Origin of the sequence: Sinorhizobium sp. B11 (assembly GCA_039725955.1) — a bacterium.
Taxonomy (GTDB): Bacteria; Pseudomonadota; Alphaproteobacteria; order Rhizobiales; family Rhizobiaceae; genus Rhizobium.
The window spans coordinates 2,672,964-2,698,439 of record CP091034.1; the positions used below are offsets into that span (position 1 = coordinate 2,672,964).

Here is a 25,476-nt window from a genome sequence, read left to right on the forward strand (position 1 = left end):
GGTCGCCCCGCCCATCGTCCCCAAAGGATATCAAGATGACCACCGACAAGCGCGCAGCGGAACATCTCTTCCGCCCGCCGCAGCCAGACAAGGCTTCCGATGCCGAAAAGCTTCAGGATGTCCGCAGGCGACTGCGCCTGAGACAACGCGAAACCAGGCAGGACGAGCGCCGTCAGCGCCAGAAGACGCGAGCGGGCCTGCCCGCCGCTTCATCCTGAAACCGCGGCCTCCGAAAATCTGAAAAGCTGGAAGACCCTGGAATGGCTTGTCCATGCCAGGAACGAGCAAGGACCATCCACGTGGCAGAATTCGACTATACGATGCAAGCCGGCCTCTACAGCGGCAAGACCCTGCGCGGCACGCGTGCCCCGCGCTACAAACGCTTCGAAACCGCCGCCGAAGCGGTGCGTTTTGCCATGGAAGACATGCCCGGCTCGCAATTGCGCGGCTGCGTGCTGGAAGTGAACGAAGCCCGCTTCGATGAAAGGCAGATCCGCATGCTCTACGAAGCGCCCGCCTATCCGCTCTTGCGCAGAGAGAAGTAACGGGCACAGCGGTTATGTCGCCGCGATCATTCGCGTGCCGCCTCGTATAATCAGGGAGGCAGGATGACGATCTTCTCCGTCCGCCACATCACATCCTACCATTACAAAAAGCCGGTGCATTTCGGCCAGCACCGGCTGATGTTTCGCCCGCGCGACAGCTTCGACCAGACGCTTTTGGGCTGCAGCCTCGATGTCTCTCCGCGGCCTGCTTCCGTGCGCTGGATCCACGATGTCTTCGGCAATTGCATCGCACTCGTCGATATCGCGTCGGCCGCCGCCGAGCTGCGCTTCGAAACCGTCATCCGCCTCGACCATACGGCGCAGGTTCCGCTCGATCTGGAGATCGATCGCAAGGCGCTGCGCTTTCCCTTCGCCTATGACGAGGACGAGGCGATCGATCTCGAACGGACCATCGCCAGGCACTATCCCGATGCCGGAGACGAGGTCGGTAAATGGGCGCGCCAATTCGTGCCGCTTGTTCATCAGCCGCGCACCGGCCACATCCTGATGACGCTCTGTTATGCAATCCATGAGAGCTTCAGCTATGTCAGGCGCTTCGAGCACGGCACCCAGACGCCCGGCGAGACATTGCTCCTGCGCAGCGGCACCTGCCGCGATTTCGCGTTGCTGATGATGGAGGCGACCCGCTCCCTCGGCTTCGCCGCCCGTTTCGTCACCGGCTATGTCTATGTGCCCGATCGCGATGGCTCCATCACGCTCGGCGGCGGCGCGACCCATGCCTGGTGCCAGGTCTATCTGCCGGGTGCCGGCTGGGTGGAGTTCGACCCCACCAACGGCATTGTCGGAAACCGCGACCTGATCCGCGTCGGTGTGGCCCGCGACCCGCGCCAGGCGGTGCCGCTTTCAGGCAGCTATGACGGCGGATCGCAGGATTTCGACAGCATGCGCGTACAGGTCAACGTCACGACGGAACAGGAATTCGATGCGGCAAGCGGCAGGTGACGGAACGCCTTCCCCGCTCGTGCATTCGCCTGCAGGACATTTCATCCGACCGAAGGGACCACGCCCCCATGAAGATCCGCGCAGGCTTTCATATCGGCTATCACTGCAAACACGAAACGCCCATGCTGCTGGTCCTCAACATCCACCCTTCCCGCCGTGTGGATCTCATGACGGAACAGGCCCTGATCTTCGACCGGCCGATCGAGGCCTGGTCCTATGTGGATGGCTTCGGCAATTCCTGCAGCCGCATCACGGCGCCGCCGGGCCTGACGACCATCTCCACCGAATTCGAAATCTATGACAACGGTCTGCCCGATCCCGTGCCCGAAGACGCCCTTCAGCACGCGATCGACGATCTGCCTGACGATGTGCTCGTCTACCTGCTCGGCAGCCGCTACTGCGACACGGATCGCCTCGCCGATTTCGCCTGGAAGACCTTTTTCAAGACAGCACCCGGCTGGCCGCGCATCCGGGCGATCCTCGATTTCACCCACAAGCGCATTGCCTTCGACTACCGGAAGGCCGATCCGCTGCGCACCGCCTTCGGCGGCTATACCGACCGCACAGGTGTCTGCCGCGACTTCGCCCATCTCGCCATCACGCTCTGCCGCTGCATGAACATCCCGGCGCGCTACTGCACCGGCTATCTCGGCGATATCGGCGTGCCCAGGGATCCGAACCCTATGGATTTCAGCGCCTGGTTCGAAGTCTATCTCAGCGGCCGCTGGTACACGGCCGACGCCCGCCACAACACGCCCCGCATCGGCCGCATCCTGATGGCGACAGGCCGCGACGCCACCGACGTCGCCATGTCGACGGCCTTCGGCCCCGCGGTGCTCAAGCGCTTCGAGGTGATCACGGAGGAGATGCCAGGTTGATGTGGTTGAGGCTTGGTCACACATCCGCAGCCATGAAAGGGCTGCTTCAGAACGCTTTTGGAAGACCTGCCTGTTTCAGCGTCTCATTGGCTGTATGGCGGGATTTGACCCCATGATCGACGGTGAAATGGTGATTTGAAATCGGACTGAACCAGATTTCATGATCGCCCTTTCCTGGCCGAACATATGTGCAGCCGGCTTTCGACAATAACTCTTTGAGTTCCTTGAGATAGCCGGCCATGCAGTCAATAGCTGGGATTGGGGATGCGAACGAGCTGCTCTGCCATGATATGAACAGGGATTTCCGGCAGGTCAGACGTAAATCCGTTCAGCTCGAAAAGATCCGTTATGGCAGCGATGACCTTGGGCTCGAGAGCTTCCAGAGTATCAGCCTCAACAGCCAGTCCATCGATGTCGCTGCTGCTGGCGACCCAAACGGAAGCCTCTTCATCCCACTCCGCCCGCACAACGATCGATACGTGCTTCATACGATGACTTCTCCAAATCGGACATAGTTTGTCCAACACGTTCACGCACCAACAGTATGGCTCGCTACGGTGTCATAGTGCACATATATAGCGGAAAGAAAGTGAATTTTTTAGTAGAGCGCGATCTAGCGGTTTCGTGCTTCGTTCGGAACGCTCGAAGCGCCACCCTCACACCTCCCCCTCATCCGGCAAGGTAAACACGAACCGCGTTCCGTGCGGCTCGTTGCCTTCCGCCCACAGCTGCCCGCCATGCGCCTCGACGATCGAGCGGCAGATCGCAAGTCCCATGCCCATGCCCTGCTCTTTCGTGGAAAAGAACGGCTCGAATATCTTGTCGGGAAATTCGATGCCCGCGCCCCGGTCGCTGACCTCGATGCGCATCATCCCGTCCGCCTTGCGCAGGCGCACATCGAGTACCCTGTCACCGGCAACGGCCTCCATCGCATCCATGCCGTTGCGCATGAGGTTGATGACGACCTGCTGGATCTGCACCCGGTCGAAGGCCGCACCGAGCACGGTATCCGCGCCTTCGATATCGATGCGAACGCCGCGCCGCATCGCCTCCTCGGCGAGAAGATCGCCGACCTCGGTGATGACACGGCCGAGTGTCACGCAATCCCGCTTGTCCTCGGCGGGCTTGAACAGGGCGCGCACGCGCGTGACGACGTCGCTTGCCGAATGCGCGCTGACGATGATGCGCTCCAGCGTTTTCTGCGCCCGCTCGATATTCGGCGGATCCATCATCAGCCAGCGCCGGCAGGCATCGGAAGAACTCATCACCGCCGAGAGCGGCTGGTTGACCTCATGGGCGATAGAGGCCGACAGCTCCGCAAGGCTGGCGGCCTGGCTGGCCCGCGCCAGGCTCTCCTGCGCCGAAAGCAGCTTCTCCTGCGCCCGCACCTCGCCGTCTATATCGAGGCAGACGACATTCCACTGCACGATCGCCCCCTCGGCATCACGCATGGGTGCTGCGCGCGTCTCCACCCAGCGATATTCGCCATCGAAACGTCTGAGGCGATGCCTGCGGGCATAGGGTTCGCCCGTTGCCAGCGAATGGGCATATTTCTCCTTCACGGCGGCGAGTTCGTCAGGATGCACGCCGGCGTCCAGCGTGCCGGCCAGCCGGGATTTGCCCGTCCCGTCGAGCACATCGAGATCGTATCCGAGGAAATCCCGCAGTCTCTGGCTACGGAAGATCGGTTCGCCGTCGGGCGTGGCGCAATCGATCATCGCCGGCAGGGTTTCCACCAGCTGGCGCAGGAAGCGCTCCTGCTCGCGAAGGGCCTCCTGGGTGACAAGCAGATCATGGATATCGGTGCTGACGCCATACCATTGCAGGATGGCGCCGGAGGCGTCGCGCAGCGGTTCCGCCCGCGTCTCGGTCCAACGGTAGCTGCCGTCGGCGCGGGCCTGGCGGTATCGCTGGACATAGGGTTCACCGGTGGCGAAGGAGTGGCGTACCGCCTGACGCGCCGCCTCCCGGTCATCGGGATGGATGACGCTGAGCGACGGCGATCCATCCTGCGCAGTGATGTCTTCAAGCGTGGCGCCCGTCACCTCGGTAAAGGGCTTGTTGACATAGGTCGGCAGTCCTTCGGCCGAAGTGGTCCACATCAGCGCCGGCACGGTATCGACAAGCAATTGCAGCTGCCGCTCGCGTTCGCGCAGTGCTGCCTCCGTGCGCTTGTAGGCGTCGATATCGACAGTCACGCCATACCATCCGGTAATGCGCCCCTGCCCGTCCCGTGTTGGCCGCGCCGCCGCCCGGTGCCACACATAGGCGCCATTGGCGCGCAGAACCCGGTATTCGAAATTCCAGTGCTCGCCGGTCCTCAGCGCATGGCGCAGCGTCTCGCCCGCCTCCTCGCTGTCATCGGGATGCACGCCGCGCTGCCAGCCCTGCCGTCCACCCTCGATGAAAGGCTTGCCGTCCAGAAGCAGGTTCAGGTCTTCGAGCGCCATGGCGATCGAGGTCTGCGCGGTCGGCGTCGCATAGGTGAACTGGCCTGAAGCATCCATCGCCCAGGCGCCGCCATAGAGGTTTTCGATGGCGAGTGCGGCGCGCACCGCCTCGCCGGTCTCGCCGAGAGAGCTCGCCGTCGTCCAGCGCTCGTCCTGCCGTGCGACCGCCGGATCGACCTCGACGCTGGTGCCGTATTTCGGCTCCACCCGGAATTCCACCCACTGGTAGCTGCCGTCGGCCTGAAGCGTCCGGTAGCTGCTGACCTGGGGAATGCCGTGGAAGAAAGCCCGCGCCCGCGCCTGCTCCACCGTTGCCCGGTCATGCGGATGAACGTCGGCCATCGGCGGAAACGCAGTCATATCGTCGGGAGAACCATCGGGCGCATCGGCCGCAATGCCGCCGGCAAGGGGCGCGCTCTCGGCATCGATGACGGTGCCGTACCATCCGGTGATGACACCATTGCCGTCGCGCATCGGCTGACCCGTGCTGCGTGTCCAGCCATAGCCGCCGGTCGGCCGCAGCATGCGGTTGTCGACGCTGTAATGCTCGCCCGTCTGCAGGCAGCGCCGCCACAGCGCTGCAGAAACCTCGTAATCATCAGGGTGGATGGCCCGCCTCCACCCAAAACCCTTGCCGTCATCATTGGCATTGAAATCGTCGAGCCCGAGACCGAGAAAGGCAAGCACGCTCGGCGTCACATAGAGGAAAATACCGTCGGCATCGGTGGCCCAGGCAACGCCGGTAAGCCGCTCGACCGATTTGGCCGCCCGCACCGCATCGGCATCGGGTTTTGCAGGCGTGTTTTCCGAAACGACCGGGCCGAGAGACAGCGATAGCGCAAGGAAAGCCGCCCATGTGAAAGCCGGTTCGCGCAGCTCCGCATCGAACAGTGCTGCCAGCAGCGCGCCGAGAACGGCCACGGCCAGAACCGCATAGAGGAACTTCGCAGCACCGCCCCGCACACAGAGAAAAAACGGCAGCGACGGGACCGATCAGCCCGAGCGGCGACGATGTCGCCCAGGATACGGCAACGCCGACAAGGCAGGCGATGACGGCAAAGCCCAGTCGCCGGCGAGAAACATCCGGCATCAGCATGCGCTCACCCCGCTATCGGGCACAGGCTGAAAGCGATTGGCACCGGTTTTCGCCCTTGGCGTCCGGTCGCATGGAGGCATGGCTCGATCTGTTCCCATCATGTCCGATTGCAATATCCAGTCCTTGCCGAGGATAGCGCCACCCGAAGCAATTGGAAGGGCTCCGGCAGTCGCAGGAAGCGCCTGTGATCAGGCCCGTTTCAGCGCCGCGAGATCGCCGCTTTCCAGCGCCGGCAGATTGGCCTCGATCTTGTCGATCGGCCAGTCCCACCAGGCAAGTTGGAGGATCTCGCTGATGATCTCGACGGGATAGCGCATGCGGATGATGCTCGCCGGATTTCCGCCGACGACCGCATAGGGCGGTACATCGCGGGTGACGACCGAGGAAGCCGCGACGATCGCCCCGGCGCCGATCCTGACACCCGGCATGATGACGGCGTCATGGCCGATCCAGACATCGTGCTCGACCACGGTATCCTTCACCGGCAGGTCCTTGTAGCCGAAGGTCTCCGGCTTGAAGATGCGGAACGGATAGGTGGTGATGCCGCCCATCGGGTGATTGGCCGAACTGGTGATGAAATAGCTGCCGCGGGCAATCTGCACGAACTTGCCGATCACCAGCCGCTCCCGACAGCCCGGCCCCAGATAGGGTGCCAGGATCTCGGCCGTCTCCTCCAGCTTCCCGTAATGCGTGAAGTAGCTGTAATCGCCGACCTCGATGCGCGGATGATCGATCACATTCTTCAGATACATCGTCGTCTTCGAAACCCTGCCATCGGGATGGGTGACGGGAAAGGCTGAATTCGCATCGAGAAGCGGCATGAAAAGACCTTTGCGCGAGGGTTTTACGGCAGCGGGCGCCGCCGCCGGCCAGAATCCGGAAGCAGGATTCCTATAGCCGATCCATCGGCAGGAACCAAAATCTCTGAAACGACCTGTCGAATTCCATGCCGCGCATTCGTCTGTAAGATGAAAGCAGCACGCCGCCCGGCTGTCACCACCACAGGAGAAACAAGATGCCGCAATATCTGGTCGCCATCCACCTCCCCGACGATTACGCCCCCTGCGCGGAAGACGATTCGCTGCGCCGCGATATCGACGTGCTGAACGAGGAGATGGTGGCCGCCGGCATCAGGACCTTCGTCGGCGGCCTGCAAGCGGTCAGCAAGGCAATGTCGGTGCGCACCGCGCCCGACGGCAAGCTGCTCGTCACCGACGGTCCCTATCTCGAAACCAAGGAGCATATCGGCGGCTTCTGGGTGCTGGAATGCGCGGACATGGAACAGGCCCTCGCCTGGGGCCGCAAGGCCGCCATCGCCTGCCGCGCGCCGGTCGAGGTGCGCGCGTTTAATTGACGCCCACAGGCGATCCCCTTCATCGCCGTCTCACATGCGAGTGCTAGCGAAAGCAAATGGCGGCCGCCTTCTGGACAGAGCGCCGCCGACGCCTATCTGCCGCATGTGTAAATTCAACAGGAGGGAAAGCCATGTCAGAACTCGTGGTGCTTGGTTTCGATACCGCCGACAAGGCGGATGCCGTGCTCAACAGGCTCGTCCAGCTTGAGAAGGAATATCTCGTCGATCTCGAAGACGCCGTCGTCGCCGTTCGCGATCCCGCCGGCAAGGTGCGCCTCAAGCAGAGCGTCAATCTTACCGCCACGGGTGCTGCACGCGGCGGCCTCTCCGGCGCGCTTTGGGGCTCGCTCGTCGGCCTGCTCTTCCTCAATCCACTCGCCGGCATGGTCCTCGGCGGCGCCTTCGGCGCAGGCTCCGGCGCGCTTGCGGGCTCGATGACCGATTACGGCATCGACGACGACCTCATCAAGAAACTCGCCGACACCATCCCCGTCAACAGCTCCGCCCTCTTCCTGCTTTTGCGGAAGGTGCAGCCCGAAAAGGTGCTGGCCGAATTCAAGGGCGAACACGCCACCATCCTGCGCTCCTCGCTCTCGCCGGAGCAGGAAGAGCAGCTGCGCAAGGCGATGGCGACGGAGCCTGCTGTCGCAACGCCTGCCGCCTGAACATCAGACAAGCGGTGCGCCGGGCGGATGTCTGACCCCGGCTTCTGCTATCGCGAAATGTGGGCCTCAGCCTGGGTACCCTACCGCAGCGCTGAGCCAAGGCCTGTACGACCTCTGAGAATGACAGGCCGGGTGCAAACTGTCCCGGCCTGTAAACTCCTGCATCAATGCAACGAGGCGCTGGCTGCCGCCCGCTCATCCTTGTCATGCAGCGCGAAACGATCGACCATGTCGGCGCTCGCCTTGTTGAAGCCAAGCACCTGCACATCGGCACCCGCCTTGCGGAACTTGAGGACCACCTTGTCGAGCGCACCGACGGCGGTGATGTCCCAGAGATGCGCACCGCTGACATCGATGACGACCTTGCTGCCGGCATCGCCAAAGTCGAAAGCGCCGATGAAGCTTTCCGCCGAGGCGAAGAAGACCTGCCCTTCGACGCTATAGGTCACGATACCGGTCTGACTGTCCTCCCGCCTCGCAACGCTGAAGAGCCGTGCCACCTTGCTGGCAAAGAAGATGCCGGACAAGAGCACGCCCACCACCACGCCCTTGGAAAGATCCTGCGTCGCAAGCACGGTCGCGACCGTCGCCAGCATGACGATGGAGGATGTGCCGGGATGCCGTTTCAGATCGACGATCGATTTCCACGAGAAGGTGCCGATCGACACCATGATCATGACGGCAACGAGAGCCGCGACCGGCACGATACGAAGTATATCGTCGAGCACCAAAAGCAGCACCAGCAGGAAGGCGCCGGCCACGAAGGTAGAGAGACGCCCGCGACCGCCCGAGGTCACGTTGATGACCGACTGGCCGATCATCGCGCAGCCACCCATGCCGCCGAAGAGCGCCGAGACGATATTGCCCGCACCCTGCCCCATGCATTCCTGGCTCTTGTTGCTCGGCGTATCCGTGAGATCGTCGACGATCTGCGCCGTCAAAAGCGACTCCAGCAGACCGACGGCAGCAAGCGCCACCGAATAGGGAAAGATGATCCGAAACGTTTCCCATGTCAGCGGCACGGCGGGCAAGGCAAACGGCGGCAACGCCGTCGGCATCTCGCCGAGATCGGCCACCGTATGCACATGAATACCGAAGCCGAGCGCGATGCAGGTCACGACGACGATCGCCACCAGCGGCGAAGGAATGGCCTTGGTCACGTAAGGAAAGAGATAGATCACGCCAAGCGCAATGGCGATCAACAGATAGGTCACCTCAGGCACGCCGATCAGCTGCGGCAGCTGCGCCACGAAGATCAGGATTGCCAGCGAATTGACGAAGCCGGTCATGACGGAGCGCGACACGAATCGCATCAGCCGCCCGAGCTTCAGCATGCCGGCAATGATCTGCAAGACGCCCATCAGAATGGTCGCCGCAAACAGATACTGGATGCCATGCTCGCGCACCAGCGGCCCCATAAGCACCGCAGTAGAAGCTGTCGCCGCCGAAATCATCGCAGGTCGCCCGCCGCAAATCGCCGTCACACAGGCAATGGCGACGGAGGCAAACAGCCCGACTTTGGGATCGACCCCGGCAATGACAGAAAAACCGACGGCCTCCGGTATCAGCGCAAGCGCCACGACAATACCTGAGAGAATATCGGCACGAATGTTGGAGAACCACTCCAGCCGGTAGTTTGAAAGAGATCGCATCTGAGAATTTTTCACAGTTGAAGGCAACGACCGGAGGGACCGGTCCTGGGAGGTAAGGTTGCGTTCACGTGTTGTCTGGCGGATCGGCGGCCAGAAGAGCCACCCGGAGTTTCACCGGGTCCTTGTGGATGGGGCGTTGGTAGCGGAGATTGGGTGGGGACGCAATGGTTGATGGAGTAGTATTGTCGTTGGGCGGACCTTGCAACTCGCGGCGGAAAAGGCGCCTATGTCGCGGTATTCAAACTCTGTCCGATTTAGCCTGTTCAACCTGGTTGATAAACGTTTCGACTAGAAAGGTTGCCATTGCTCCCGCCGTATTTACAGCCAAGCAGCATGACGGGGAGAAGGACGGACTAGGAGCTTTCCACCTCTCCCGTGAGCATGTGTCATGACAACTTCGCACTGAATCCTCCCGACGTCTCCCTCACCCCCTAACCTTGATCACCTCTCCCAACGGCGCCTCCAGCCGAAACTCAAACCCCGCCGCCGCATAACTCAGCTCCGCCTTCCCCTGAAACGAAGCCGGCAGCAAGCGTCCGATCATCCGCGTCCCGAACCCGTCCCGCGCCGGCGCGCTGATCTCAGGCCCGCCGCTCTCTCGCCATTCCAGCGTGAACTGCCCTTCACCCGCCTCATCCCTCCTGACGCCCCACACGAGATCCACCACCCCCGCCTCACTGCTCAGCGACCCATATTTCAAACTGTTCGTCGCAAGCTCGTGCAGTGTCAGCGTCAGCATCAGCGCCTGCTGCGGCGCAAGGTCGAGATCGGGGCCGGAGATGCGGATGCGCTCGCTGAAATCGCCGACCGAGATCAGGGATGCCTGGACGAGGCTGCGCAGGCTCGCATCCGCCCAAGCCGTCTCCGTCAGGATATCGGTCGCGCGCCCGAGCGAGACGAGCCGCGCGCTGTAGGTCTCGGCCGCCTCAGTGAGATTGTCGGCCTGGCGAAAAGTCTGGTTGGCGATTGATTGCACGAGGCTCAGCACGTTCTTCAGCCGGTGGCCGAGCTCGTGGTTCAGCATCTGCTGGCGCTGGCGGGCGTTCACCCGCTCGGTCACGTCGGCGGCCATGCCGAACCATTCGGCGATCTCGCCCTTGTCGTCGAAGATCGGGATGGCGCGCGAGAAGGTCCAGCCCTCCTCGCCATCGGCACGGCGCACGCGATGTTCAAGCTCGAAGGGCCGCCTTTCGCGGATGGCATGGGCAACCGCTAAGCGGAGCCGCGACCGGTCCTCGGGAAAGAGATAGTCTTCGATCCAGCGCACCGTCGGCCCCTCGACATCGGAGCCGCGGCCGTCGAGCTGGCGCATTTCCTGCCAGTCCGGGCTCATGCGGTAGACGGCATCGGAGGTAGCATTGATCAGCGCGCGGGTGCGCTCCTCGCTGCGGCGCATCGCTTCCTCCGCCCGCCGCCGCTGGGTGATGTCCTGCATCACGGTCAAGAGCCGCGGCGGTTTCTGGCTGAGGCGCGAGACGAACATTTCCAGCACCATCTCCTGCGGCTCGGACTCCCGCTCGAAGCGGATGGGCTCGCCCGTCTCTAGCACCCGGTCGTAATCGTCGTACCAGTCCTCCACCTCGTCGGGGAAGAATTCGCGGATCGTGCGGCCGCTGAGATCGGCGATGCCGAACATTGTCTGCATCGCCTTGTTCATGACGATATAGCGATAATCGCGCAGACCATCGGCGCCGACAGGCAGCCGCTCGATGATGCAGGCGCCCTCGTCGATGGAATCAAACAGCGCCCGGTATTGCACCTCGCTTTCGCGCAATGCTTCTTCCGCCTGCTTCTTCTCCTTGATGTCACGGAAGATGATGGCGACCTGCCGCTCTTCGGCAGCACCGATGCGGAAGGCATAGACCTCGAACCAGCGCCCGCCGAGCGCATCGGCCTGATGCTCGAAGCGGACGGGCTCGCCCGTCAGCGCAACCTTGCCGTAAACATCGAACCAAAATTCCTCGTGGTCGGGCGCAAGCTCCCGCATCGTCCGCCCGGCCGCGCCCGTCAGCCCCGTCTGCCGCTCGAAGGCCGGGTTGATGAGCAGGAAGCGATAGTCCCGCGCCCGCCCCTCTTCGTCGAACAACAGCTTGATTGTGCAGAAACCATCATCGATGGAATCGAAGAGAACCCGGTAGTGATGTTCGCTTTCGTTCTCTGCCATTCCCGCCCGACCGGAGCCATTTGACCCGGTACCTATCCAACCCGCCTTCGAGGCCGCTCCTGTCTGCACCCGCCACAGGCACATGGCTGGATGCAGATGCATCGACAGCTGATCGCCCGGGCTGATGAACGGCCATTCCTCAAGCAGGAATTAGCGCTGGGCGGATTATTTCCAAGGGAGGTTTTTGGGGCGTGTCGCGCCACGCGAAAGATCCGTGTCGCTTTTTAGCCCGTCGAACGGCGTGCCGTGGGATACCCCCTCTGTCCTGCCGGACATCTCCCCCACAAGGGTGGAGATTGACTGGGCGCACCGGTTTCCCCAAACAATCGGCGTTAACAACTGCACAACGTCAGAGATGCGTGAAGGTCAGGCCGCTTGTCGATCTCCCCCTTGTGGGGGAGATGTCCGGCAGGACAGAGGGGGGTGCGTCGCGGTGTACCCGTGCTTTTCTCTTTCCACACATCTATGCCTCCGCCACCGCCCCCTAGGGCACCACCGCCAGCACCGGCGTCGCCGTCGTGAGCACCGCCTCCCCGATCCCGCCATCAGGAAAAACCACCCTCGCCTCGCCGGTCTTGCGGGCGCGGTCGAGCCTGGCGAGGATCTGCCTGCCGCCGGCAAGGCCGCAGATCGAAAGCGCGCCGATCGCGCCGGGCTCGATGCCGTCGGCCGGCGCAAAGAGCAGCACCGCATCGTCCCAGATCGACAGCGGACCGGAGGAGGCCCGCACCTCAGCGGCGATGATCCGCCGGTTGCGGCTGGCGCCGATCGAAAGCTGCGCCTTGTCGAGCACGGCCTGCGGCAAGGGCTGCGGCTCGGCGAGCGAACGGACTTCGCCATCCTCGCCGATCACGGCCGAGAGCAGGATCTTCGGCCCCAGCCCCTCGCCTTCGCGTGTAATTCCTGCGTGGTGCATGACCTCGGTCACGGCTACGCCAAGGAAGCCGGCGATCTCGGCCGCCTCCTCCATCGTCATGCGGCGCTTGCCCGAGAAAGTGCGGGAAACGGCAGACGCATCCTTGCCGAGATGGCGGGCGAGCGAGCGCAGCGATTGCCCCCTGTCATCAAGCTGGCTGTGAAACCAGCTGCCATCGATCTCAGCCATTCAGCGTCCCCATGCAATATGCAGCGTTGCTCATTTGTTGCAAAAAACGCAACAAGGCGCAAGCAACCGCACCGGGCTTTTTAGCGTCAACCTTTGACATGGTTGATCTGTTCAAGTTGCAGGATCGCCCGCAATTTCGGTGAGAAACGGCGTTACAGGCGTCAAAAAATAAAAGATAGGTATTTTTTCCTATTTCGGATTGACGTTGCGATTTCGACAACATAATCTCAACCACAACAACAAGAGCCGCACGGCAGGAGGAAGATCAGCATGGCAAAGGCCCGGACGCCCTGGCAGAAGGTTGCCGCCAAACTGGCGCTGACGCCGAGCGGGCTTGCAGCCGAGCTCAAGCGCCATCGCTCCAAGATTTCGCGGGCGCTGAGGGATGAGCGCGGCCTCATCAATGGTCGCGACCAGCTGATGCTTCTGCAGGCGGCAAGGCGCCTTGGCGTTTCGCTCACCCTCGCCGACCTCATGCCGGAGGAAGAGGATGCGTAAGGAACCGCTCTCCATGCTGGCGCAGTCGGAGCTGATCGATGCGCTCGTCGGGCGCTGCGTCATGCGCGGCGGGGCGGTCGCCGCAGAAACGCTGCTTTCCATCGATCGCAAAGATGTCGACGACCTCGTGCATCTCGCCAGCCGGCTGCGCCGCCTTGCCCTCTTCGAAGACCGTATCCGGGCGATGGTGATGGCCTCTTCCTAGGCGCTGCCGCACCGGCACCAATTCGCATTGTCACAAGAATTCCAGATCCAGTGAGGCTCCATATGCAGACGATCACCACACGCCCGACCCCATCGGCAACCCCCGCCCCACTCACCATCGTCAGGCCCCTGCTCTGCCCCTGTTGCAAGCAGCCGGTCACCGCGCCGCAGCCGGAGATCGTCATCGATCACTTCGGCCTGACGCCGATGGAAGGCCGCATCTTCCATGCGGTCTGGAAGGGCAAGGGCATGCCCGTCATCACCGAGCGCATCTTCACCGCCATGTATATCGACGATCCCGATGGCGGCCCTTCGCCGGACAAGATGTATCTCGCCTTCAAGGTCGCCCTTTGCCACCTGCGCCAGAAGCTGGAAGGCTCCGGCATCGGCATTGCCAATGTCGGCTATCGCCGCGGCTACCGGCTGGTGCTGGAAGGCAAGTTTCCCAATTCCTCCTCGCGATAAGCCGCCCACTCGACAATCCCCGAAAGCGCGAAATGACCATGGCCGCCGCCCGCACTGCGCCGGCCATGTTGCGATAACGACAACATTCCTTGCAAGAGCCGCAACATGCCTGCAGATCTCGAACGGCTTCGCCGCGATGTGTCGCTGTCTGAGACGGCGGCGCGCTATGGCTGCAGGCTGCAGAGGAACGGGCATGAGCATATCGCCTGCTGCCCCTTCCATGCCGAGGAAACGCCCTCCTTCACCATCTTCAGGGGGCAGGACGGCATCGAGCGCTTCCATTGTTTCGGTTGCGGCGCCGGCGGCGACGTGCTCGATTTCGTGCGGCAGATCAAGGGCGTCGATCTGGCGGAAGCCATCCGCCTTCTCGACGGCGGCAGCCGCTCCGATGGCGCCGGGCATATCAGGCCGAACATAACCCCGCGCGCGCAGCAGGTGCGCGATCCCTATGAAGGCATCACGCCGCTTCCGCCTCCCTCCGAGCCGGTCATACCCGGCGTCCGCATCCGCCTCTACAACCCCAAGCGCAAGGGCGACCGCTCCTAATGGGGCGCTTTCGCTCCCTCCATGGTCTTTCCCTATCGGCAGGCCGATGGCGCCCTGATCGGCTATGTGCTGCGCCATGACCTGCCCGACGAGGGCAAGGAAACGCCGATGGTCATGTTCGTCCGCCTGCCGGACGGCAAGGAGACCTGGTGCCGTTACCCTTTTCCCAGGCCGCGCCCGCTCTACGGCCTCGAAACGCTCGGCAAGACAAAGCAGGTGATCGTCGTCGAGGGCGAGAAATGCCGCGACCGGCTGGCGAAGAAATCCGGCCGCATCGTTCTTTCCTGGGCCGGCGGCACGCAGGGCGTCAAACATACGGACTGGTCGCCGTTATCGGGCCGCGACGTGGTGATCTGGCCGGATTTCGATGCGCCCGGCCTTTCGACGGCAGACGAGATCGCCGCCATCCTCTTGAGCCTCGGCGCGCGCGTCCGGCTGACGGGTCTTACCGATGCCGGAGCAGCCTCCGATCTCGGCCATTTCAGCTATGCCGACTGGCAGGCCGGCCGTCTTCCCTGCCGCGGCTGGGACAGCGCCGATGCCGTCGATGCCGGCTGGACGCGCCTCGATCTCGATGCCTTCATGCGCGCCACGATCCGCCGCCACCTGGCCGCGCCGGTCGAGCCGCCGCCGGCGACAGAAGAACCGGAGCAGAGCGCACCGAATGCCCCGCCCGCGGGCGCCGATGGCATAGACAGCATGCCGGAATGGTTTCCGAGCCAGCCTTTCGGCTCCGAAGTCTGGCTGGCGCGCATCTTCAACGAACATCTGGCGAAAGCCTGCGGCGGGCGGATCGTGCGCGCCGACGGCAGGTTCTGGGCCTATGGCCCCTCCGCCTGGCGCTCGATCTCCGAACAGAAGATCCGCCTTGCCATGCATGCCTTCGATGCCATCGGTATCGGCCCGAAGGAAAAGCCGCTGAAGCTCGGCCGGCACATGATCGACGGCATCGTCAACGAATTCGGCACGCGCACCACCGAGGCCGGCTTCTTCGGCAATTCGGCCATCGGCGTCAATGCGCTGAACTGCACCATCACTCTCGATGAGGCTGGCAAGGTGACCTGCCGCGCGCACGACCCTGATGACCGCTTCCGCTTCACGATCGCAGCGGATTACAACCTGCATACCGAAAGCCATCCGCCCGAGGGCTCGCTCCTGCACAAGCTGCTCCACGGCGCCTTTCAGGGCGATCCCGATGCCGCCGGCAAGATCGACCTCGTGGCCGAAATGCTGGGAGCGGCCGCCTTCGGCCTTGCCACCCGCATCCGCCAGCCGAAAGCCTTCATCCTGCTCGGCGAAACCGCCAGCAATGGCAAATCCACCATCGCCTCGCTCTTTCGCGCGCTGCTGCCGGAAGGAGCCGTCTCCTCCATTTCGCCCGCCTTCTTCAATGATGAAAAGCGCATCATCAATCTCGCCGGCAAGGCGGCGAACGTCGCAGACGAGCTGAGTGCTGCGGCCATCGCGGGCGAAGAGTTCAAGGCAGCCGTCACCGGCAACCCGATTGAGGGCCGCAGCCTCTACAAGGATGTCGAGAGTTTCATCCCCCGGGCGCTGCATTGCTTCACGACCAATACCCTGCCCCGCTTCAATGGCGGCATAGATCGAGGCCTGCGCCGCCGCCTCGTCGTCATCCAGTTCAATCGCAGCATTCCCGAGCATGAGGTCATTCCCGATATTGCCGAGCGCATCGCAAGCGAAGAGCTGGAACTGCTGCTCGGCCTTGCCGTATCGGGCGCCCAGCGGCTGAAGCGCAACGGCCACTACACCATTCCCGCAAGCTCGAAGGAGGCGCTGAACGCCTGGCTGCTGCTCGACCCGCTCAATGAATGGTTCGATATCCGCATCGAGCCCGCGGAAACTGAGCCATCGGGCGGCTGGCTGCGCACGGCCAAACTCTTCGAGGATTTCCGCAAATGGGCGATCGACCAGGGCTACCGCGAAAACTTCCTGCCGCCCGTCAACACCTTCTCCCAGCGCCTGAAATCCATGCCCGACGTGCGCCTGGTACGGTTTGCAAACGGCATGGTGGCCCAAGGGGTGATCCTGAAGGAAGCCGCACTTGCCGCTGCCAACAATTATGCCGACGTGTTCTGAGCCCTGCCGTGTGGTGTGAAACTCCCGCCTTCCGCTCTGCCGCAGAAGGCGAACGCCTCCCTAGCCCAATATGATTAGGAACGATCCGCCCGGAATTCGGGTTGTTTTGTCGGCCCCTCAGTGGCCGGCCGCCGCGCCCCACTCCGCCTTCCTGTAGCGGAGGCGGCGGCCACTCTTTTCCCTTCAGCCACATCGCAGGCGCGCCGCGATCCTCGCGTCCCGAACGGCCATCGAAGATGCCGGCCAGGCCCTGCATCCGGCCCCGCTTCCTCACATCGGCAAGAGCCGCCGCATTGCCGCTTCAACACCTGATTTGCCGGCCGCTCCGCCTGCGGTCACCATGCCACGGCTGCAACTGTTGCCGTCGGAAGGTTGTCGCGATCCGACCGACAAAGGAACGTGACATGACCGCGGCAAATTTTCCCGAATGCCTCTCCATCACACTTGCATCCGAAGGCGGCCTCTCCACCGAGCGTACCGACCCCGGCAACTGGACCGGCGGCAGGATCGGCAAGGGCACGCTGAAAGGCACCAAATACGGTATCTCGGCCGCCGCCTTCCCAAATCTCGACATCCGCAACCTCACCCTCGACGACGTCAGACCCATCTACAAGGCGAAATACTGGGACGAAGTCGGCGGCGACACCCTGCCCCCCGGCTTCGACCTCGCCACCTTCGACTACGCCGTCAATTCCGGCCCCGCCCGGGCCCTCCGCGACGCCCAGACCGTGATCGGCGCCCCCGCCGACGGCAAAACCGGCCCCATCACCCGCCTGCACGCAGCCACTGCCGGCGTGAAGGAAATCAAGTCGCTCTGCGCGAGAAGGCTGGGCTTCATGCAGAGCCTGGCCATCTGGAAAACCTACGGCAAGGGCTGGAGCGCACGCGTGGCGAAGATCGAGGCGAAAGCCGTGGCGATGTATCTCCGTGGACAGCCGGGTGTGGATGCCAAGGCCGTGCTGGCGGACGAGGCGGACAAGGCGGAGAAGTCGGCGGGTACGCTGCAGAAGGCGGGCGCCGCAATCGCCGTGTCGGCATCGGGCGGCGCTGGCACGGGCGCGGCGCTGCCAGCCGAGCCGAATTTGCTCGTGCTTGGCGTGGTGATGGTTCTTGGACTGGTCGTGGCGGGTATGCTGGTCGTGAAGGCCGCAAGAGAAAAGCAACGCGCAGAGGCATACCGGGCGGCCGGGCGGTAGCGACGGAAGCTGGTCCCCTCGGATGTGAACGTCACCGGCTCGCTGAGCGGCGCATACATCCCTTATCCCCCAAGGTGCTTCCGAGAAAGGGGCTGTCGCTCGCGACTACACACACGTCGTCCACTCATGATGTTTTCAACCATATCTAGAAGAAAAAAGAAATCTCGAAGAACATAATTCCCGCAGCACGAGAATCAAAATAAAGATACCCCGCCAATCACAGCACAAGAGGCTGTGCGCAGCATAATTGAGGGATAATCATGCGCGCCTATATTGCATTGACATTGATCGCCACCGGATTGCTCACCGGCTGTGTGCCGACCGAGAAACAATATGATGCAGCTGTCAGAGTGGCGCGGGGCAGCGAGAGTCAGAGAAACGGGCTTTTGAACGATTGCATCAGGCAGCTCGGCTTATCCGACACGAAGTCCCGCCATAACGCCGCACTCTTCCTGAACGTGGCAGAAAAGGACGCTCCGAAGATTGCCTGTGGCCGATACACAAATGCGATCGTTTCCGGCGACATAACCTACCAGGATATGCTCGACATCAAAAATCACCGCTACACCCCGAAGCTGATCAAGATCTTCCGGGGCGGTTGAGGCAGACGCTTCGAGATGCCTCGCCAATCACAGCAAAAAACACTGTCCGCAGCATAATTGAGGAATAATCATGCGTGCCACTATTGCAATAACATTGATTGCCGGACTGCTCGCAGGCTGCGCGCCGACGCAGCAGGAATATCAAGCCACTGTCACGGCGCTGCAAGGCAGTCCTCGGTTGAGGACGGAGGCGCTTAACAATTGCGTCCAGCGTCTGAGCAGGCTCGACAAGAGCACACTTCACGACGGCGCCGTTCTCATGAACGTCTCGGATAAGGATGCGCCTCGGGTCGGCTGCGCGCGCATGCAAAAAGCTCTGGTCTCCGGCCGGGCAACCTATCAGGATGCGGTCGACATCACGAACAACCGCATGACGCCGAGAGTCATCAAGATCTTCCAGGACCGCTAAGGCGGAAAGCGTCAAATGTCGCAATGCGCCCGCCCTTGCGAACGGAAGGGCGGGCGCAGGGCGGCAAGACTCAGCCGCTCCACGACATGGCAGTCCTCGCCCAGTTGCCGCGCTGCGCCTCCGGAACGGGATCGATCCTGTTGAGCCTCATCGTTATCGAGCAAACCTCTTCGTCGCTGAGTTCGGCGAGTTTCGCCAGCTTGTTCAATTCGTCCGTGGTCACGCCCAGGCGCTGCGTGATCATCTGCACGATCTCCTCAGCGGTCAGCGTAACGGCCGCAGGCTCCCGCATCTTTCCGTCCTCATAGGCCAGGCGCTTGGCTTCCATAACTTGCCAATAGCTCTCCTTGATCTGGGGAACAGCCTGTGCGGACTGAGACACCCGCAGACTCATGAGATCCTTGCAGCCCTGCGGATAATATCGCGCGAGAGCCTCGTTGAGCGCAGCTGTCTTCTTCAAGACATCGATAGCAATGGCATCGCTTGCCCGCGACAGCGCAGGATTGCCGTATTTCGCCACCATGGCAGCTACTTGCGCTCGCGGATCGATCTTGCCCCCCGAGGCTTCGACCTTGGCAAACAGCTGCCGCGTTTCAGCTTCGTGATCCATGAAGACCGCGTGAACGAAAGGATTGATACCGGCGAGGACCTTCATCTCCTTTTCGAAGGAGCCAGCCTTCTTTTCCTGCGCAGCCGAGTCGGATGCGGGCTTCGCATCTGCGGCAGGCTTTTGCTTCTCCGGGGACGGACCGAGCGAGAGCAACGCCCTGCCCCAATCGCCCTGCAGCTCTTTCGGCAAAGCGCGTACGTTATAGAGTTTCTTTGCGATTGAGCACATGTCTTGGTCGCTGACCCCGGCAGGAGCTTTCAGCGCCTTGTCTATCTCGCTCCCGGTCATTCCCAGGTACCGCGTCATGATCCAGTACTGCTCCTCGCCGGACATCAAGGCAACCGGAGCGCGGAATTTCCCATCCTCATAAGCATAGGTTTTCGCTCGCCGATCATCCATCCGACCGTTTCTGACTTCCACAACGGAATACCAGTCAGGCATATTGCCGGTGAAGAAATACTCGCAGCCTTCGGGATATTTGGCGGCCACGATATCGGTAAGCGCGGCCGTCTTGTCCATGACTGCAATCACGGCACTGTCGCCTGCGCGCGAGAGGGCCGGAGTGCCATACCTGTCGATGACCGTCGCAAGGGTTTTCTTTTGTTCAACCCATAGCTGACGGCTCAGCTCAGCGTAGACTTCCAGTACGATATCCCTGTGATCCCGATAAATGGCCTGTAGATAAGGATCTGTCCGTCCGGTCAATCGGATCACCATATCCACAGGATCTTCCTTGGCACCTTGCGCGATTGCGCCCGAACCAAGCAACGCCATCGCAGCCACCAGCGACAATAATCTCTTCATGAAACCCCACCCCAAATAGTTGCAATTCTTTTATGTGTGAAATTCCAGGCCGTCCACGGCCCACTCGGAAAATGGTAAAAATATCAGGGGAATGCGCGCGATGCCTCGGCGGCGGCGGCTTGCACATCCCGCAGCGTCAGCCCCCACAGATGATATCGAACGGCAGATTCCGGCCGCCCGTTCGGGCACTCACAAGGATAGTCCACCTCAGCTATTCAGCTTCAGCGCCAGCTGCTGCCCGCCAAACACCTTCAGCACATGTTTGTTGATCGGCCGCATCGCCTCGATGCGGCGTTGCTCTTCCCGCCTGCGCGCTTCGTGACGCTCGCGGTCTGCGCGCAGCTGCGCGGCAAAGGCCATGGCCTTGTCTGCTGCTCCTGAATAACTCGGGCTTGCTGCCATCGAACTCTCCATCAGAACATAGATGAGAACGTTTATTTGTTCTCATTTTGTTCTCATTTTCAGAGAAGTCAAGACGATCGTTTCAGGGCAATACAAAAGGTAGGGTTCCGGCGCGGGAAGAGCGGTGCCGGCAAATAGATGGGAACGCGCCAAGTCTTTGACGCGAAAAACTATTCTTTGGTCTGCAGCCACACCATGGCGAAAGACATCAGGCCGCAAAGCGTGGCGATCAGAAGCAGGTTGTCCATCGAAATCCTCCTATTTGTGGCAGAAACGCGGCAGGAGGATTTTGGTTCAATTGCCCTCCATTTAAGGTGATTTGCCGCCATGACCGGGGCGCTGCCTGCCTATGCCGGCCTGATCACGGTCATGATGACGATGTTGCCGGCTTCGTCCCGGGCGCTGTCTGTCGTCGCGATCACCTTGCCGGCAAATTCCGCCTCGGCCTCGGCAAACGCCTCCTTCACCAGCCGGAGCGTTTCCAGATAGGCGCTGTTGTCTCGCCTCGGCATCGCCAGCAATGCCTTGATCCCTGCGCTATCGTCGGTCATGACGCTGAATTTACTCCTTTGCGTGATCCCTATATCGGGAATATCGGGACCTTCCTTCGCTGCCTTCCGGGAAAACGGCACCTGCGTCAAGGGCGGAAGCCCCTGCGGGCAAATGACGGCAGACACCCTCGAATGCGCGATCTCGCTTTATCTCCATCTCTCATGTATAAGCCCTCGTCCCGTTGCCAAGCCCGGTTCCGGCCCATCACCGGCAAGGGCTTGCAGGATAAGGCCTCCGCTACGAGATAAGGCCACGGGGCCCGCGACCTGACGAAAGAAGACTTGAGATCATGACCACGGCAAAGACGGCTGCATCCGAAGGCATCCAGCGCTATTTCAAGGCGCCGGTTTTCGCGGTTGCGCCCATGATCGACTGGACGGATCGCCACTGCCGCTATTTCCACCGCCAGATCAGCCGCAATGCCCTGCTCTATACGGAAATGGTCGTCGCCGACGCCATCATCCATGGCCCGCGGGAGCGCCTGCTCTCCTTCGATGCGGCCGAACATCCCGCAGCCCTGCAGCTCGGCGGCTCCGATCCGGCCAAGCTTGCAGAAGCCGTGCGCATTGCCGAGCCCTATGGTTATGACGAGATCAACCTCAATGTCGGCTGCCCCTCGGATCGCGTCCAGTCCGGCACGTTCGGCGCCTGCCTGATGCTGACGCCGGAAACGGTTGCCGAATGCGTCGCCGCCATGAAGAAGGTCGCAAACGTCCCGGTCACCGTCAAATGCCGCATCGGCGTCGATGAGCAGGAGCCGGAAGCGGCCCTGCCCGCGCTGATGACCCGCGTGCTCGATGCCGGCGCCGATGCCATCTGGATCCATGCCCGCAAGGCCTGGCTGAAGGGCCTGAGCCCCAAGGAAAACCGCGAGATCCCGCCGCTCGATTACGATATCGTCTATCGCATGAAGCAGCGCTTCCCCGATGTCTTCATCGGCATCAACGGCGGCATCCACACGCTGGATGAGGCAGAAGCTCACCTCGCCCATGTCGATGGCGTCATGCTCGGCCGCGCCGCCTATCAGAATGCCGCTATTCTCGCCGATGTCGACCAGCGCTTCTACGGCGCCCCGGCATCCGAGCCCGACTGGAATGCGCTGCGCGACCGCATGATGGCCTATGCTGCCGGCCATATCGCCTCGGGCGGCCGCCTGCAGCATGTCGCCCGCCACATGGTCGGCCTCTTTACCGGCCTGCCCGGCGCCCGCCGCTACCGCCAGATCCTCTCGACAGATGCGGCAAAGCCGAACGCCGGCCCGGAAGTGATCGCCGCAGCCTTCGCCGCTGTCGATTTCTCGGGTGCGACGGAAGCCGTCAGCGCCTGAGGCTGGTCAGGACCATGCTGCGGCCATAGGCAATCATGCGCGGACAGACCGGTCCGTTTCCCTTCCATGTTTGAACGAAGTTCGGCTGAACGCGTTTATAACGATCCCCCACGAAGGAAGGTGAAAGGAACCGCTCATGAAAACCCTCATGATAACAGTCGCCGCCGCTTCCCTCGGCTTTGTCCCCGTGGCTGAGGCCGCGAGCCAGCATAAGCAGCCGAAACATGCCGCCCAGCAGGTCGCAAATGAGCCGCAGCAACGTCTCGGCACCCTCTCCTGCGTCGTTGCCGGCGGGGCCGGCATGATCATCGGCTCCAGCAAGGCGATCGATTGCAGCTTCAAGCAGAACACCGGCAAGGTCGAGCACTATTCCGGCACGATCGGCAAGCTCGGTCTCGATGTCGGGGTCACCGGCAAATCCTATCTCAGCTGGATCGTCGTCAACACCGCCCCCACCCGCGTCGGCGACGGCGCTCTTGCCGGCACCTATGTCGGCGCCTCTGCCGGCGCTTCCGTCGGCGTCGGTCTCGGAGCAAACGCGCTTGTGGGCGGCAGTTCGAAGAATTTCGCATTGCAGCCGCTCAGCGGCGAAACCGGAACCGGCGTCAACGTGGCCGCAGGCGTCTCTCGCCTCCAGCTGAAGGCAACGCGCTAAGTCCTGCCGGCGGCGGCCACCGGTCGCCGCCGGTATTTTCCGCGACTACCCGACCGGACAATGCCAGCCGCGCGTTTCATCCGGCGCAAGCCGTCCTGCCCAATGCCATTGGCGTTTCCCGGGAATTGTCGTAATCCGGTGCCCGATCTCAGGCAGGAACGGACATGCGGACCAGACAGGCAACTCGGGACGATTTCGACATCTTGCGATCGATAGAGTTGGCCTCTTTCGAAACGCTGCGCGCCACAGGCGCCGTCGGCGGAGAGCCGGAAGCAAGCAGCGACGCCGAACTGCAGCACTATCTCGACCACGCCCTCCTCTATGCCGCATGCGATCAGGATGACATCCCCGTCGGCTATGCCGGCGCCTATGTCGCGGAGGGATGCCTGCATATCGGCGAAATGGACGTTCATCCGGATTTCCAGAGAAAAGGCCTCGGCCGCAGGCTCATGGAAACGCTTCTTGCAGAAGGCCGTTTGCGAAAGCTTGCCGCGGCAACGCTGACGACAGACCGCCTCGCCCCCTTCAACGCGCCTTTCTATGCATCGCTTGGCTTTCGGCTCCTCGAAAAGCAAGAATGCCCCCCGCGCCTTCGGGCCATCCTCGATGCTGAAGCCGAAAAGGGCCTCGATCCGCTCCGCCGCATTGGCATGGTTCTGCCATTCTGATACTCGACATATGGGAGGCCAGCCAGCATGAGAGATGTCGTCGCGTTGATAACAGGCGCAAGCCGCGGTGTCGGCCGCGGGATTGCGCTTGCCTTGCTCGCCGAGGGCGCCACGGTCCACGTGACCGGCAGGACACGTTCGGAGGCGGAGGCAAGCGCTGGCAAACGCGCAGGCTCGCTGGAGGGCCTCGCGGTCGAGGCCGAGAACCTGCCCGGACGCCTGATCCTTCATCATTGCGACCACGGCAATGACGCCGAGACCGAGCGCGTGGCCGAAGAAATCAAAGCCGGCAGCAGGCTGGACATTCTCGTGAACAATGCGTGGCCCGGCTATGAAAACATGGTCGAGGACGGCGATTTTACCTGGCCCCGCGCCTTCTGGGAGCAGCCCCTCTGGCGGTGGGACGCGATGATGGGCACCGCATTGCGGGCGGCCTTCCTGATGTCGCGTGCTCTGGCACCCGTCATGATCCAGGCGCAGCGCGGCCTGATCGTCAATATTTCCTTCTGGGCAGCGCAATTCTACGATGGCAACGCGATCTACGGCATGGCCAAGGCCGCTGCCGACAAGATGGCCGCAGACTTCGCCCATGATCTGCGCCCGCACAATGTCGCCGCTGTCGCCCTCTATCCCGGGCTGGTCCGCACCGAAGCAGTCATGCAGAACGCCGAATATTTCGACCTGTCCAATTCCGAGTCACCGCAATTCATCGGCCACGTCATATCTGGCCTTTGGCGAGACCAGGCGCTGATGTCGAAATCCGGTCATGTCCTGGTCGCGGCCGAACTCGGCCAGGAATATGATATAGCCGACGTCAACGGCTATAGACCTGTTCCCCTCACAGCAGCCGACTTTGCCAAAAGCTGAAGTCATTGCCGGGAGCGACGGCAAGCCGGAGCGTGGCTTCAGGCTGCCACCAAGAGCAGCACATAGGCCACGACCGTCACCATCAGGCCGCGAAACGCGATCGTTACGAAGCGGTATTTGCTGCGCGCGATATGCGAGAGAATATCGGCATTTTCCACATACTGATCGAAGAGATAGCGCTCGTCGCGCCGGTTCGCCGCGTCGTAGAAGGCGTCGCGATGCCTGGGCCACGCGCCCCAGAACATCGAGGTGGACTTGTCGAGCCGCCGCGGCAGCACGACGAGGATCGCCGCCAGAATCGAAAAGACCGAGGCCGCAGCCAGGAGCCCGGAGAAGAGAATGGCCTGCGGCGTGCCCTGCGCATAGCGCGCCCAGGTGAAGACCGCCCTCACTTCGACGGAGCTCACAAGAAAGGCGAGCATGAAAGTAAAGATATACGCAGCCTTCTGGTCCGATATCTTGATCTGATCGTAGAATATATCGTTGATTTTCTTGATATGGTCGAAATATTCCGAGTCGACATCGTCCGTAGACGGAGAGCTGGAAGGCAGCTCCGCAAAATTTTCAAACTCGCTCAAAGGAAACCCCACCCCGCAATAGTGTTTCCCTAATAATACACTTGACCGCGAAAGCAAGAACACGTGTGCACCCGACTTGACTTTTACACCGCACTTGGCCAAACGGGGAAAAGATGCGGGGGTA

29 protein-coding genes are annotated in these 25,476 nt (G+C 62.1%); 18 read left to right on the forward strand and 11 right to left on the reverse strand.

Translation table 11 applies throughout. The features are described 5' to 3' along the window. The first annotated feature begins 35 nt into the window (after nt 1-35). The 4 genes from LVY75_23250 to LVY75_23265 all read left to right on the forward strand — a co-directional run bounded on the left by LVY75_23250 (nt 36) and on the right by LVY75_23265 (nt 2,386). Nucleotides 36-218, forward strand: a complete 183-nt coding sequence (locus tag LVY75_23250) for a hypothetical protein (GenBank protein XAZ21731.1) — start codon at nt 36-38, stop codon at nt 216-218. Nucleotides 219-299: 81 nt separating this feature from the next. Next, nucleotides 300-545, forward strand: a complete 246-nt coding sequence (locus LVY75_23255; GenBank protein XAZ21732.1) for a hypothetical protein — start codon at nt 300-302, stop codon at nt 543-545. 63 nt (nt 546-608) lie between these two features. After that, the gene (locus tag LVY75_23260) at nt 609-1,508 is read left to right on the forward strand and encodes a transglutaminase family protein (GenBank protein ID XAZ21733.1); all 900 of its coding nucleotides are present in this window, start codon (nt 609-611) and stop codon (nt 1,506-1,508) included. 68 nt (nt 1,509-1,576) lie between these two features. Continuing rightward, complete coding sequence (locus LVY75_23265) at nt 1,577-2,386, forward strand: transglutaminase family protein (protein ID XAZ21734.1); 810 nt, start codon at nt 1,577-1,579, stop codon at nt 2,384-2,386. Nucleotides 2,387-2,432: 46 nt separating this feature from the next. Here the strand turns inward: LVY75_23265 and LVY75_23270 are convergent, their stop codons facing one another. The 4 genes from LVY75_23270 to LVY75_23285 form a co-directional block, all read right to left on the reverse strand. Further along, the gene (locus LVY75_23270; GenBank protein XAZ21735.1) at nt 2,433-2,627 is read right to left on the reverse strand and encodes a type II toxin-antitoxin system HicA family toxin; all 195 of its coding nucleotides are present in this window, start codon (nt 2,625-2,627) and stop codon (nt 2,433-2,435) included. Between the two features lie 4 nt (nt 2,628-2,631). Beyond that, nucleotides 2,632-2,874, reverse strand: a complete 243-nt coding sequence (locus tag LVY75_23275; GenBank protein XAZ21736.1) for a DUF1902 domain-containing protein — start codon at nt 2,872-2,874, stop codon at nt 2,632-2,634. A gap of 168 nt (nt 2,875-3,042) precedes the next feature. Beyond that, entirely contained in the window at nt 3,043-5,757 is a 2,715-nt protein-coding gene (locus LVY75_23280) for a PAS domain-containing sensor histidine kinase (GenBank protein XAZ21737.1), read from the reverse strand. 363 nt (nt 5,758-6,120) lie between these two features. Then, a complete protein-coding gene (locus tag LVY75_23285) occupies nt 6,121-6,753 on the reverse strand; it encodes a CatB-related O-acetyltransferase (protein XAZ21738.1) in 633 nt (210 codons plus the stop codon). A 194-nt stretch (nt 6,754-6,947) separates the two neighbouring features. On the opposite strand from LVY75_23285, the gene LVY75_23290 reads away from it, so the two are divergent. Together LVY75_23290 and LVY75_23295 are read left to right on the forward strand one after the other, a co-directional pair. Further along, the gene (locus LVY75_23290; protein ID XAZ21739.1) at nt 6,948-7,286 is read left to right on the forward strand and encodes a YciI family protein; all 339 of its coding nucleotides are present in this window, start codon (nt 6,948-6,950) and stop codon (nt 7,284-7,286) included. Between the two features lie 131 nt (nt 7,287-7,417). Then, nucleotides 7,418-7,951: a DUF1269 domain-containing protein gene (locus LVY75_23295; GenBank protein XAZ21740.1), complete on the forward strand. Its 534-nt coding sequence runs from the start codon at nt 7,418-7,420 to the stop codon at nt 7,949-7,951. Nucleotides 7,952-8,115: 164 nt separating this feature from the next. Here the strand turns inward: LVY75_23295 and LVY75_23300 are convergent, their stop codons facing one another. The 3 genes from LVY75_23300 to LVY75_23310 all read right to left on the reverse strand — a co-directional run bounded on the left by LVY75_23300 (nt 8,116) and on the right by LVY75_23310 (nt 12,872). Next, complete coding sequence (locus tag LVY75_23300) at nt 8,116-9,603, reverse strand: SulP family inorganic anion transporter (GenBank protein XAZ21741.1); 1,488 nt, start codon at nt 9,601-9,603, stop codon at nt 8,116-8,118. Nucleotides 9,604-10,027: 424 nt separating this feature from the next. Continuing rightward, nucleotides 10,028-11,767: a PAS domain S-box protein gene (locus tag LVY75_23305; protein XAZ21742.1), complete on the reverse strand. Its 1,740-nt coding sequence runs from the start codon at nt 11,765-11,767 to the stop codon at nt 10,028-10,030. Between the two features lie 484 nt (nt 11,768-12,251). After that, the gene (locus LVY75_23310; GenBank protein ID XAZ21743.1) at nt 12,252-12,872 is read right to left on the reverse strand and encodes a helix-turn-helix domain-containing protein; all 621 of its coding nucleotides are present in this window, start codon (nt 12,870-12,872) and stop codon (nt 12,252-12,254) included. A 270-nt stretch (nt 12,873-13,142) separates the two neighbouring features. On the opposite strand from LVY75_23310, the gene LVY75_23315 reads away from it, so the two are divergent. The 8 genes from LVY75_23315 to LVY75_23350 all read left to right on the forward strand — a co-directional run bounded on the left by LVY75_23315 (nt 13,143) and on the right by LVY75_23350 (nt 18,889). Continuing rightward, a complete protein-coding gene (locus tag LVY75_23315) occupies nt 13,143-13,370 on the forward strand; it encodes a hypothetical protein (protein ID XAZ21744.1) in 228 nt (75 codons plus the stop codon). Then, on the forward strand, nt 13,363-13,575 hold the full coding sequence (locus LVY75_23320) for a hypothetical protein (GenBank protein ID XAZ21745.1): 213 nt from the start codon (nt 13,363-13,365) through the stop codon (nt 13,573-13,575). Before LVY75_23315 ends, LVY75_23320 begins: the two co-directional genes overlap by 8 nt. 62 nt (nt 13,576-13,637) lie before the next feature. Further along, complete coding sequence (locus tag LVY75_23325) at nt 13,638-14,039, forward strand: helix-turn-helix domain-containing protein (GenBank protein XAZ21746.1); 402 nt, start codon at nt 13,638-13,640, stop codon at nt 14,037-14,039. A 105-nt stretch (nt 14,040-14,144) separates the two neighbouring features. Next, nucleotides 14,145-14,585 (forward strand): CHC2 zinc finger domain-containing protein, encoded by a 441-nt coding sequence (locus tag LVY75_23330; protein ID XAZ21747.1) that lies wholly within the window; start codon nt 14,145-14,147, stop codon nt 14,583-14,585. 21 nt (nt 14,586-14,606) lie between these two features. Next, the gene (locus LVY75_23335) at nt 14,607-16,682 is read left to right on the forward strand and encodes a DUF5906 domain-containing protein (GenBank protein ID XAZ21748.1); all 2,076 of its coding nucleotides are present in this window, start codon (nt 14,607-14,609) and stop codon (nt 16,680-16,682) included. A gap of 404 nt (nt 16,683-17,086) precedes the next feature. After that, nucleotides 17,087-17,878, forward strand: coding sequence for a hypothetical protein (locus tag LVY75_23340; protein XAZ21749.1), 792 nt, complete (start codon nt 17,087-17,089; stop codon nt 17,876-17,878). Nucleotides 17,879-18,138: 260 nt separating this feature from the next. Next, entirely contained in the window at nt 18,139-18,480 is a 342-nt protein-coding gene (locus LVY75_23345; GenBank protein ID XAZ21750.1) for a hypothetical protein, read from the forward strand. A gap of 70 nt (nt 18,481-18,550) precedes the next feature. Continuing rightward, nucleotides 18,551-18,889: a hypothetical protein gene (locus LVY75_23350; GenBank protein XAZ21751.1), complete on the forward strand. Its 339-nt coding sequence runs from the start codon at nt 18,551-18,553 to the stop codon at nt 18,887-18,889. Nucleotides 18,890-18,959: 70 nt separating this feature from the next. On the opposite strand, the gene LVY75_23355 is transcribed toward LVY75_23350, so the two are convergent. The 3 genes from LVY75_23355 to LVY75_23365 form a co-directional block, all read right to left on the reverse strand. Further along, entirely contained in the window at nt 18,960-20,303 is a 1,344-nt protein-coding gene (locus LVY75_23355; GenBank protein ID XAZ21752.1) for a hypothetical protein, read from the reverse strand. Nucleotides 20,304-20,510: 207 nt separating this feature from the next. Continuing rightward, nucleotides 20,511-20,705, reverse strand: a complete 195-nt coding sequence (locus LVY75_23360; protein XAZ21753.1) for a hypothetical protein — start codon at nt 20,703-20,705, stop codon at nt 20,511-20,513. A gap of 347 nt (nt 20,706-21,052) precedes the next feature. Then, nucleotides 21,053-21,256, reverse strand: coding sequence for a hypothetical protein (locus tag LVY75_23365; protein XAZ21754.1), 204 nt, complete (start codon nt 21,254-21,256; stop codon nt 21,053-21,055). 290 nt (nt 21,257-21,546) lie between these two features. On the opposite strand from LVY75_23365, the gene dusA reads away from it, so the two are divergent. The 4 genes from dusA to LVY75_23385 all read left to right on the forward strand — a co-directional run bounded on the left by dusA (nt 21,547) and on the right by LVY75_23385 (nt 24,774). Next, the gene (gene dusA, locus LVY75_23370; protein ID XAZ21755.1) at nt 21,547-22,584 is read left to right on the forward strand and encodes a tRNA dihydrouridine(20/20a) synthase DusA; all 1,038 of its coding nucleotides are present in this window, start codon (nt 21,547-21,549) and stop codon (nt 22,582-22,584) included. 136 nt (nt 22,585-22,720) lie between these two features. Next, nucleotides 22,721-23,239, forward strand: a complete 519-nt coding sequence (locus LVY75_23375; GenBank protein XAZ21756.1) for a DUF992 domain-containing protein — start codon at nt 22,721-22,723, stop codon at nt 23,237-23,239. A gap of 164 nt (nt 23,240-23,403) precedes the next feature. After that, nucleotides 23,404-23,907: a GNAT family N-acetyltransferase gene (locus LVY75_23380; GenBank protein ID XAZ21757.1), complete on the forward strand. Its 504-nt coding sequence runs from the start codon at nt 23,404-23,406 to the stop codon at nt 23,905-23,907. 27 nt (nt 23,908-23,934) lie between these two features. Then, the gene (locus LVY75_23385; protein ID XAZ21758.1) at nt 23,935-24,774 is read left to right on the forward strand and encodes an SDR family NAD(P)-dependent oxidoreductase; all 840 of its coding nucleotides are present in this window, start codon (nt 23,935-23,937) and stop codon (nt 24,772-24,774) included. A 38-nt stretch (nt 24,775-24,812) separates the two neighbouring features. Here the strand turns inward: LVY75_23385 and LVY75_23390 are convergent, their stop codons facing one another. After that, nucleotides 24,813-25,352, reverse strand: coding sequence for a DUF5706 domain-containing protein (locus LVY75_23390; protein ID XAZ21759.1), 540 nt, complete (start codon nt 25,350-25,352; stop codon nt 24,813-24,815). Nucleotides 25,353-25,476: the final 124 nt, after the last annotated feature.

Coding starts and splice junctions, on each gene's coding strand:
- LVY75_23270 (XAZ21735.1), bottom strand. CDS start 2,627: ATGGCCGGCTATCTCAAGGAACTCAAAGAGTTATTGTCGAAAGCCGGC.
- LVY75_23315 (XAZ21744.1), top strand. CDS start 13,143: ATGGCAAAGGCCCGGACGCCCTGGCAGAAGGTTGCCGCCAAACTGGCG.
- LVY75_23290 (XAZ21739.1), top strand. CDS start 6,948: ATGCCGCAATATCTGGTCGCCATCCACCTCCCCGACGATTACGCCCCC.
- dusA (XAZ21755.1), top strand. CDS start 21,547: ATGACCACGGCAAAGACGGCTGCATCCGAAGGCATCCAGCGCTATTTC.
- LVY75_23265 (XAZ21734.1), top strand. CDS start 1,577: ATGAAGATCCGCGCAGGCTTTCATATCGGCTATCACTGCAAACACGAA.
- LVY75_23260 (XAZ21733.1), top strand. CDS start 609: ATGACGATCTTCTCCGTCCGCCACATCACATCCTACCATTACAAAAAG.
- LVY75_23380 (XAZ21757.1), top strand. CDS start 23,404: ATGCGGACCAGACAGGCAACTCGGGACGATTTCGACATCTTGCGATCG.
- LVY75_23355 (XAZ21752.1), bottom strand. CDS start 20,303: ATGAAGAGATTATTGTCGCTGGTGGCTGCGATGGCGTTGCTTGGTTCG.
- LVY75_23350 (XAZ21751.1), top strand. CDS start 18,551: ATGCGTGCCACTATTGCAATAACATTGATTGCCGGACTGCTCGCAGGC.
- LVY75_23310 (XAZ21743.1), bottom strand. CDS start 12,872: ATGGCTGAGATCGATGGCAGCTGGTTTCACAGCCAGCTTGATGACAGG.
- LVY75_23295 (XAZ21740.1), top strand. CDS start 7,418: ATGTCAGAACTCGTGGTGCTTGGTTTCGATACCGCCGACAAGGCGGAT.
- LVY75_23320 (XAZ21745.1), top strand. CDS start 13,363: ATGCGTAAGGAACCGCTCTCCATGCTGGCGCAGTCGGAGCTGATCGAT.
- LVY75_23375 (XAZ21756.1), top strand. CDS start 22,721: ATGAAAACCCTCATGATAACAGTCGCCGCCGCTTCCCTCGGCTTTGTC.
- LVY75_23325 (XAZ21746.1), top strand. CDS start 13,638: ATGCAGACGATCACCACACGCCCGACCCCATCGGCAACCCCCGCCCCA.
- LVY75_23300 (XAZ21741.1), bottom strand. CDS start 9,603: ATGCGATCTCTTTCAAACTACCGGCTGGAGTGGTTCTCCAACATTCGT.
- LVY75_23285 (XAZ21738.1), bottom strand. CDS start 6,753: ATGCCGCTTCTCGATGCGAATTCAGCCTTTCCCGTCACCCATCCCGAT.
- LVY75_23305 (XAZ21742.1), bottom strand. CDS start 11,767: ATGGCAGAGAACGAAAGCGAACATCACTACCGGGTTCTCTTCGATTCC.
- LVY75_23345 (XAZ21750.1), top strand. CDS start 18,139: ATGCGCGCCTATATTGCATTGACATTGATCGCCACCGGATTGCTCACC.
- LVY75_23385 (XAZ21758.1), top strand. CDS start 23,935: ATGAGAGATGTCGTCGCGTTGATAACAGGCGCAAGCCGCGGTGTCGGC.
- LVY75_23335 (XAZ21748.1), top strand. CDS start 14,607: ATGGTCTTTCCCTATCGGCAGGCCGATGGCGCCCTGATCGGCTATGTG.
- LVY75_23275 (XAZ21736.1), bottom strand. CDS start 2,874: ATGAAGCACGTATCGATCGTTGTGCGGGCGGAGTGGGATGAAGAGGCT.
- LVY75_23330 (XAZ21747.1), top strand. CDS start 14,145: ATGCCTGCAGATCTCGAACGGCTTCGCCGCGATGTGTCGCTGTCTGAG.
- LVY75_23360 (XAZ21753.1), bottom strand. CDS start 20,705: ATGGCAGCAAGCCCGAGTTATTCAGGAGCAGCAGACAAGGCCATGGCC.
- LVY75_23250 (XAZ21731.1), top strand. CDS start 36: ATGACCACCGACAAGCGCGCAGCGGAACATCTCTTCCGCCCGCCGCAG.
- LVY75_23340 (XAZ21749.1), top strand. CDS start 17,087: ATGACCGCGGCAAATTTTCCCGAATGCCTCTCCATCACACTTGCATCC.
- LVY75_23365 (XAZ21754.1), bottom strand. CDS start 21,256: ATGACCGACGATAGCGCAGGGATCAAGGCATTGCTGGCGATGCCGAGG.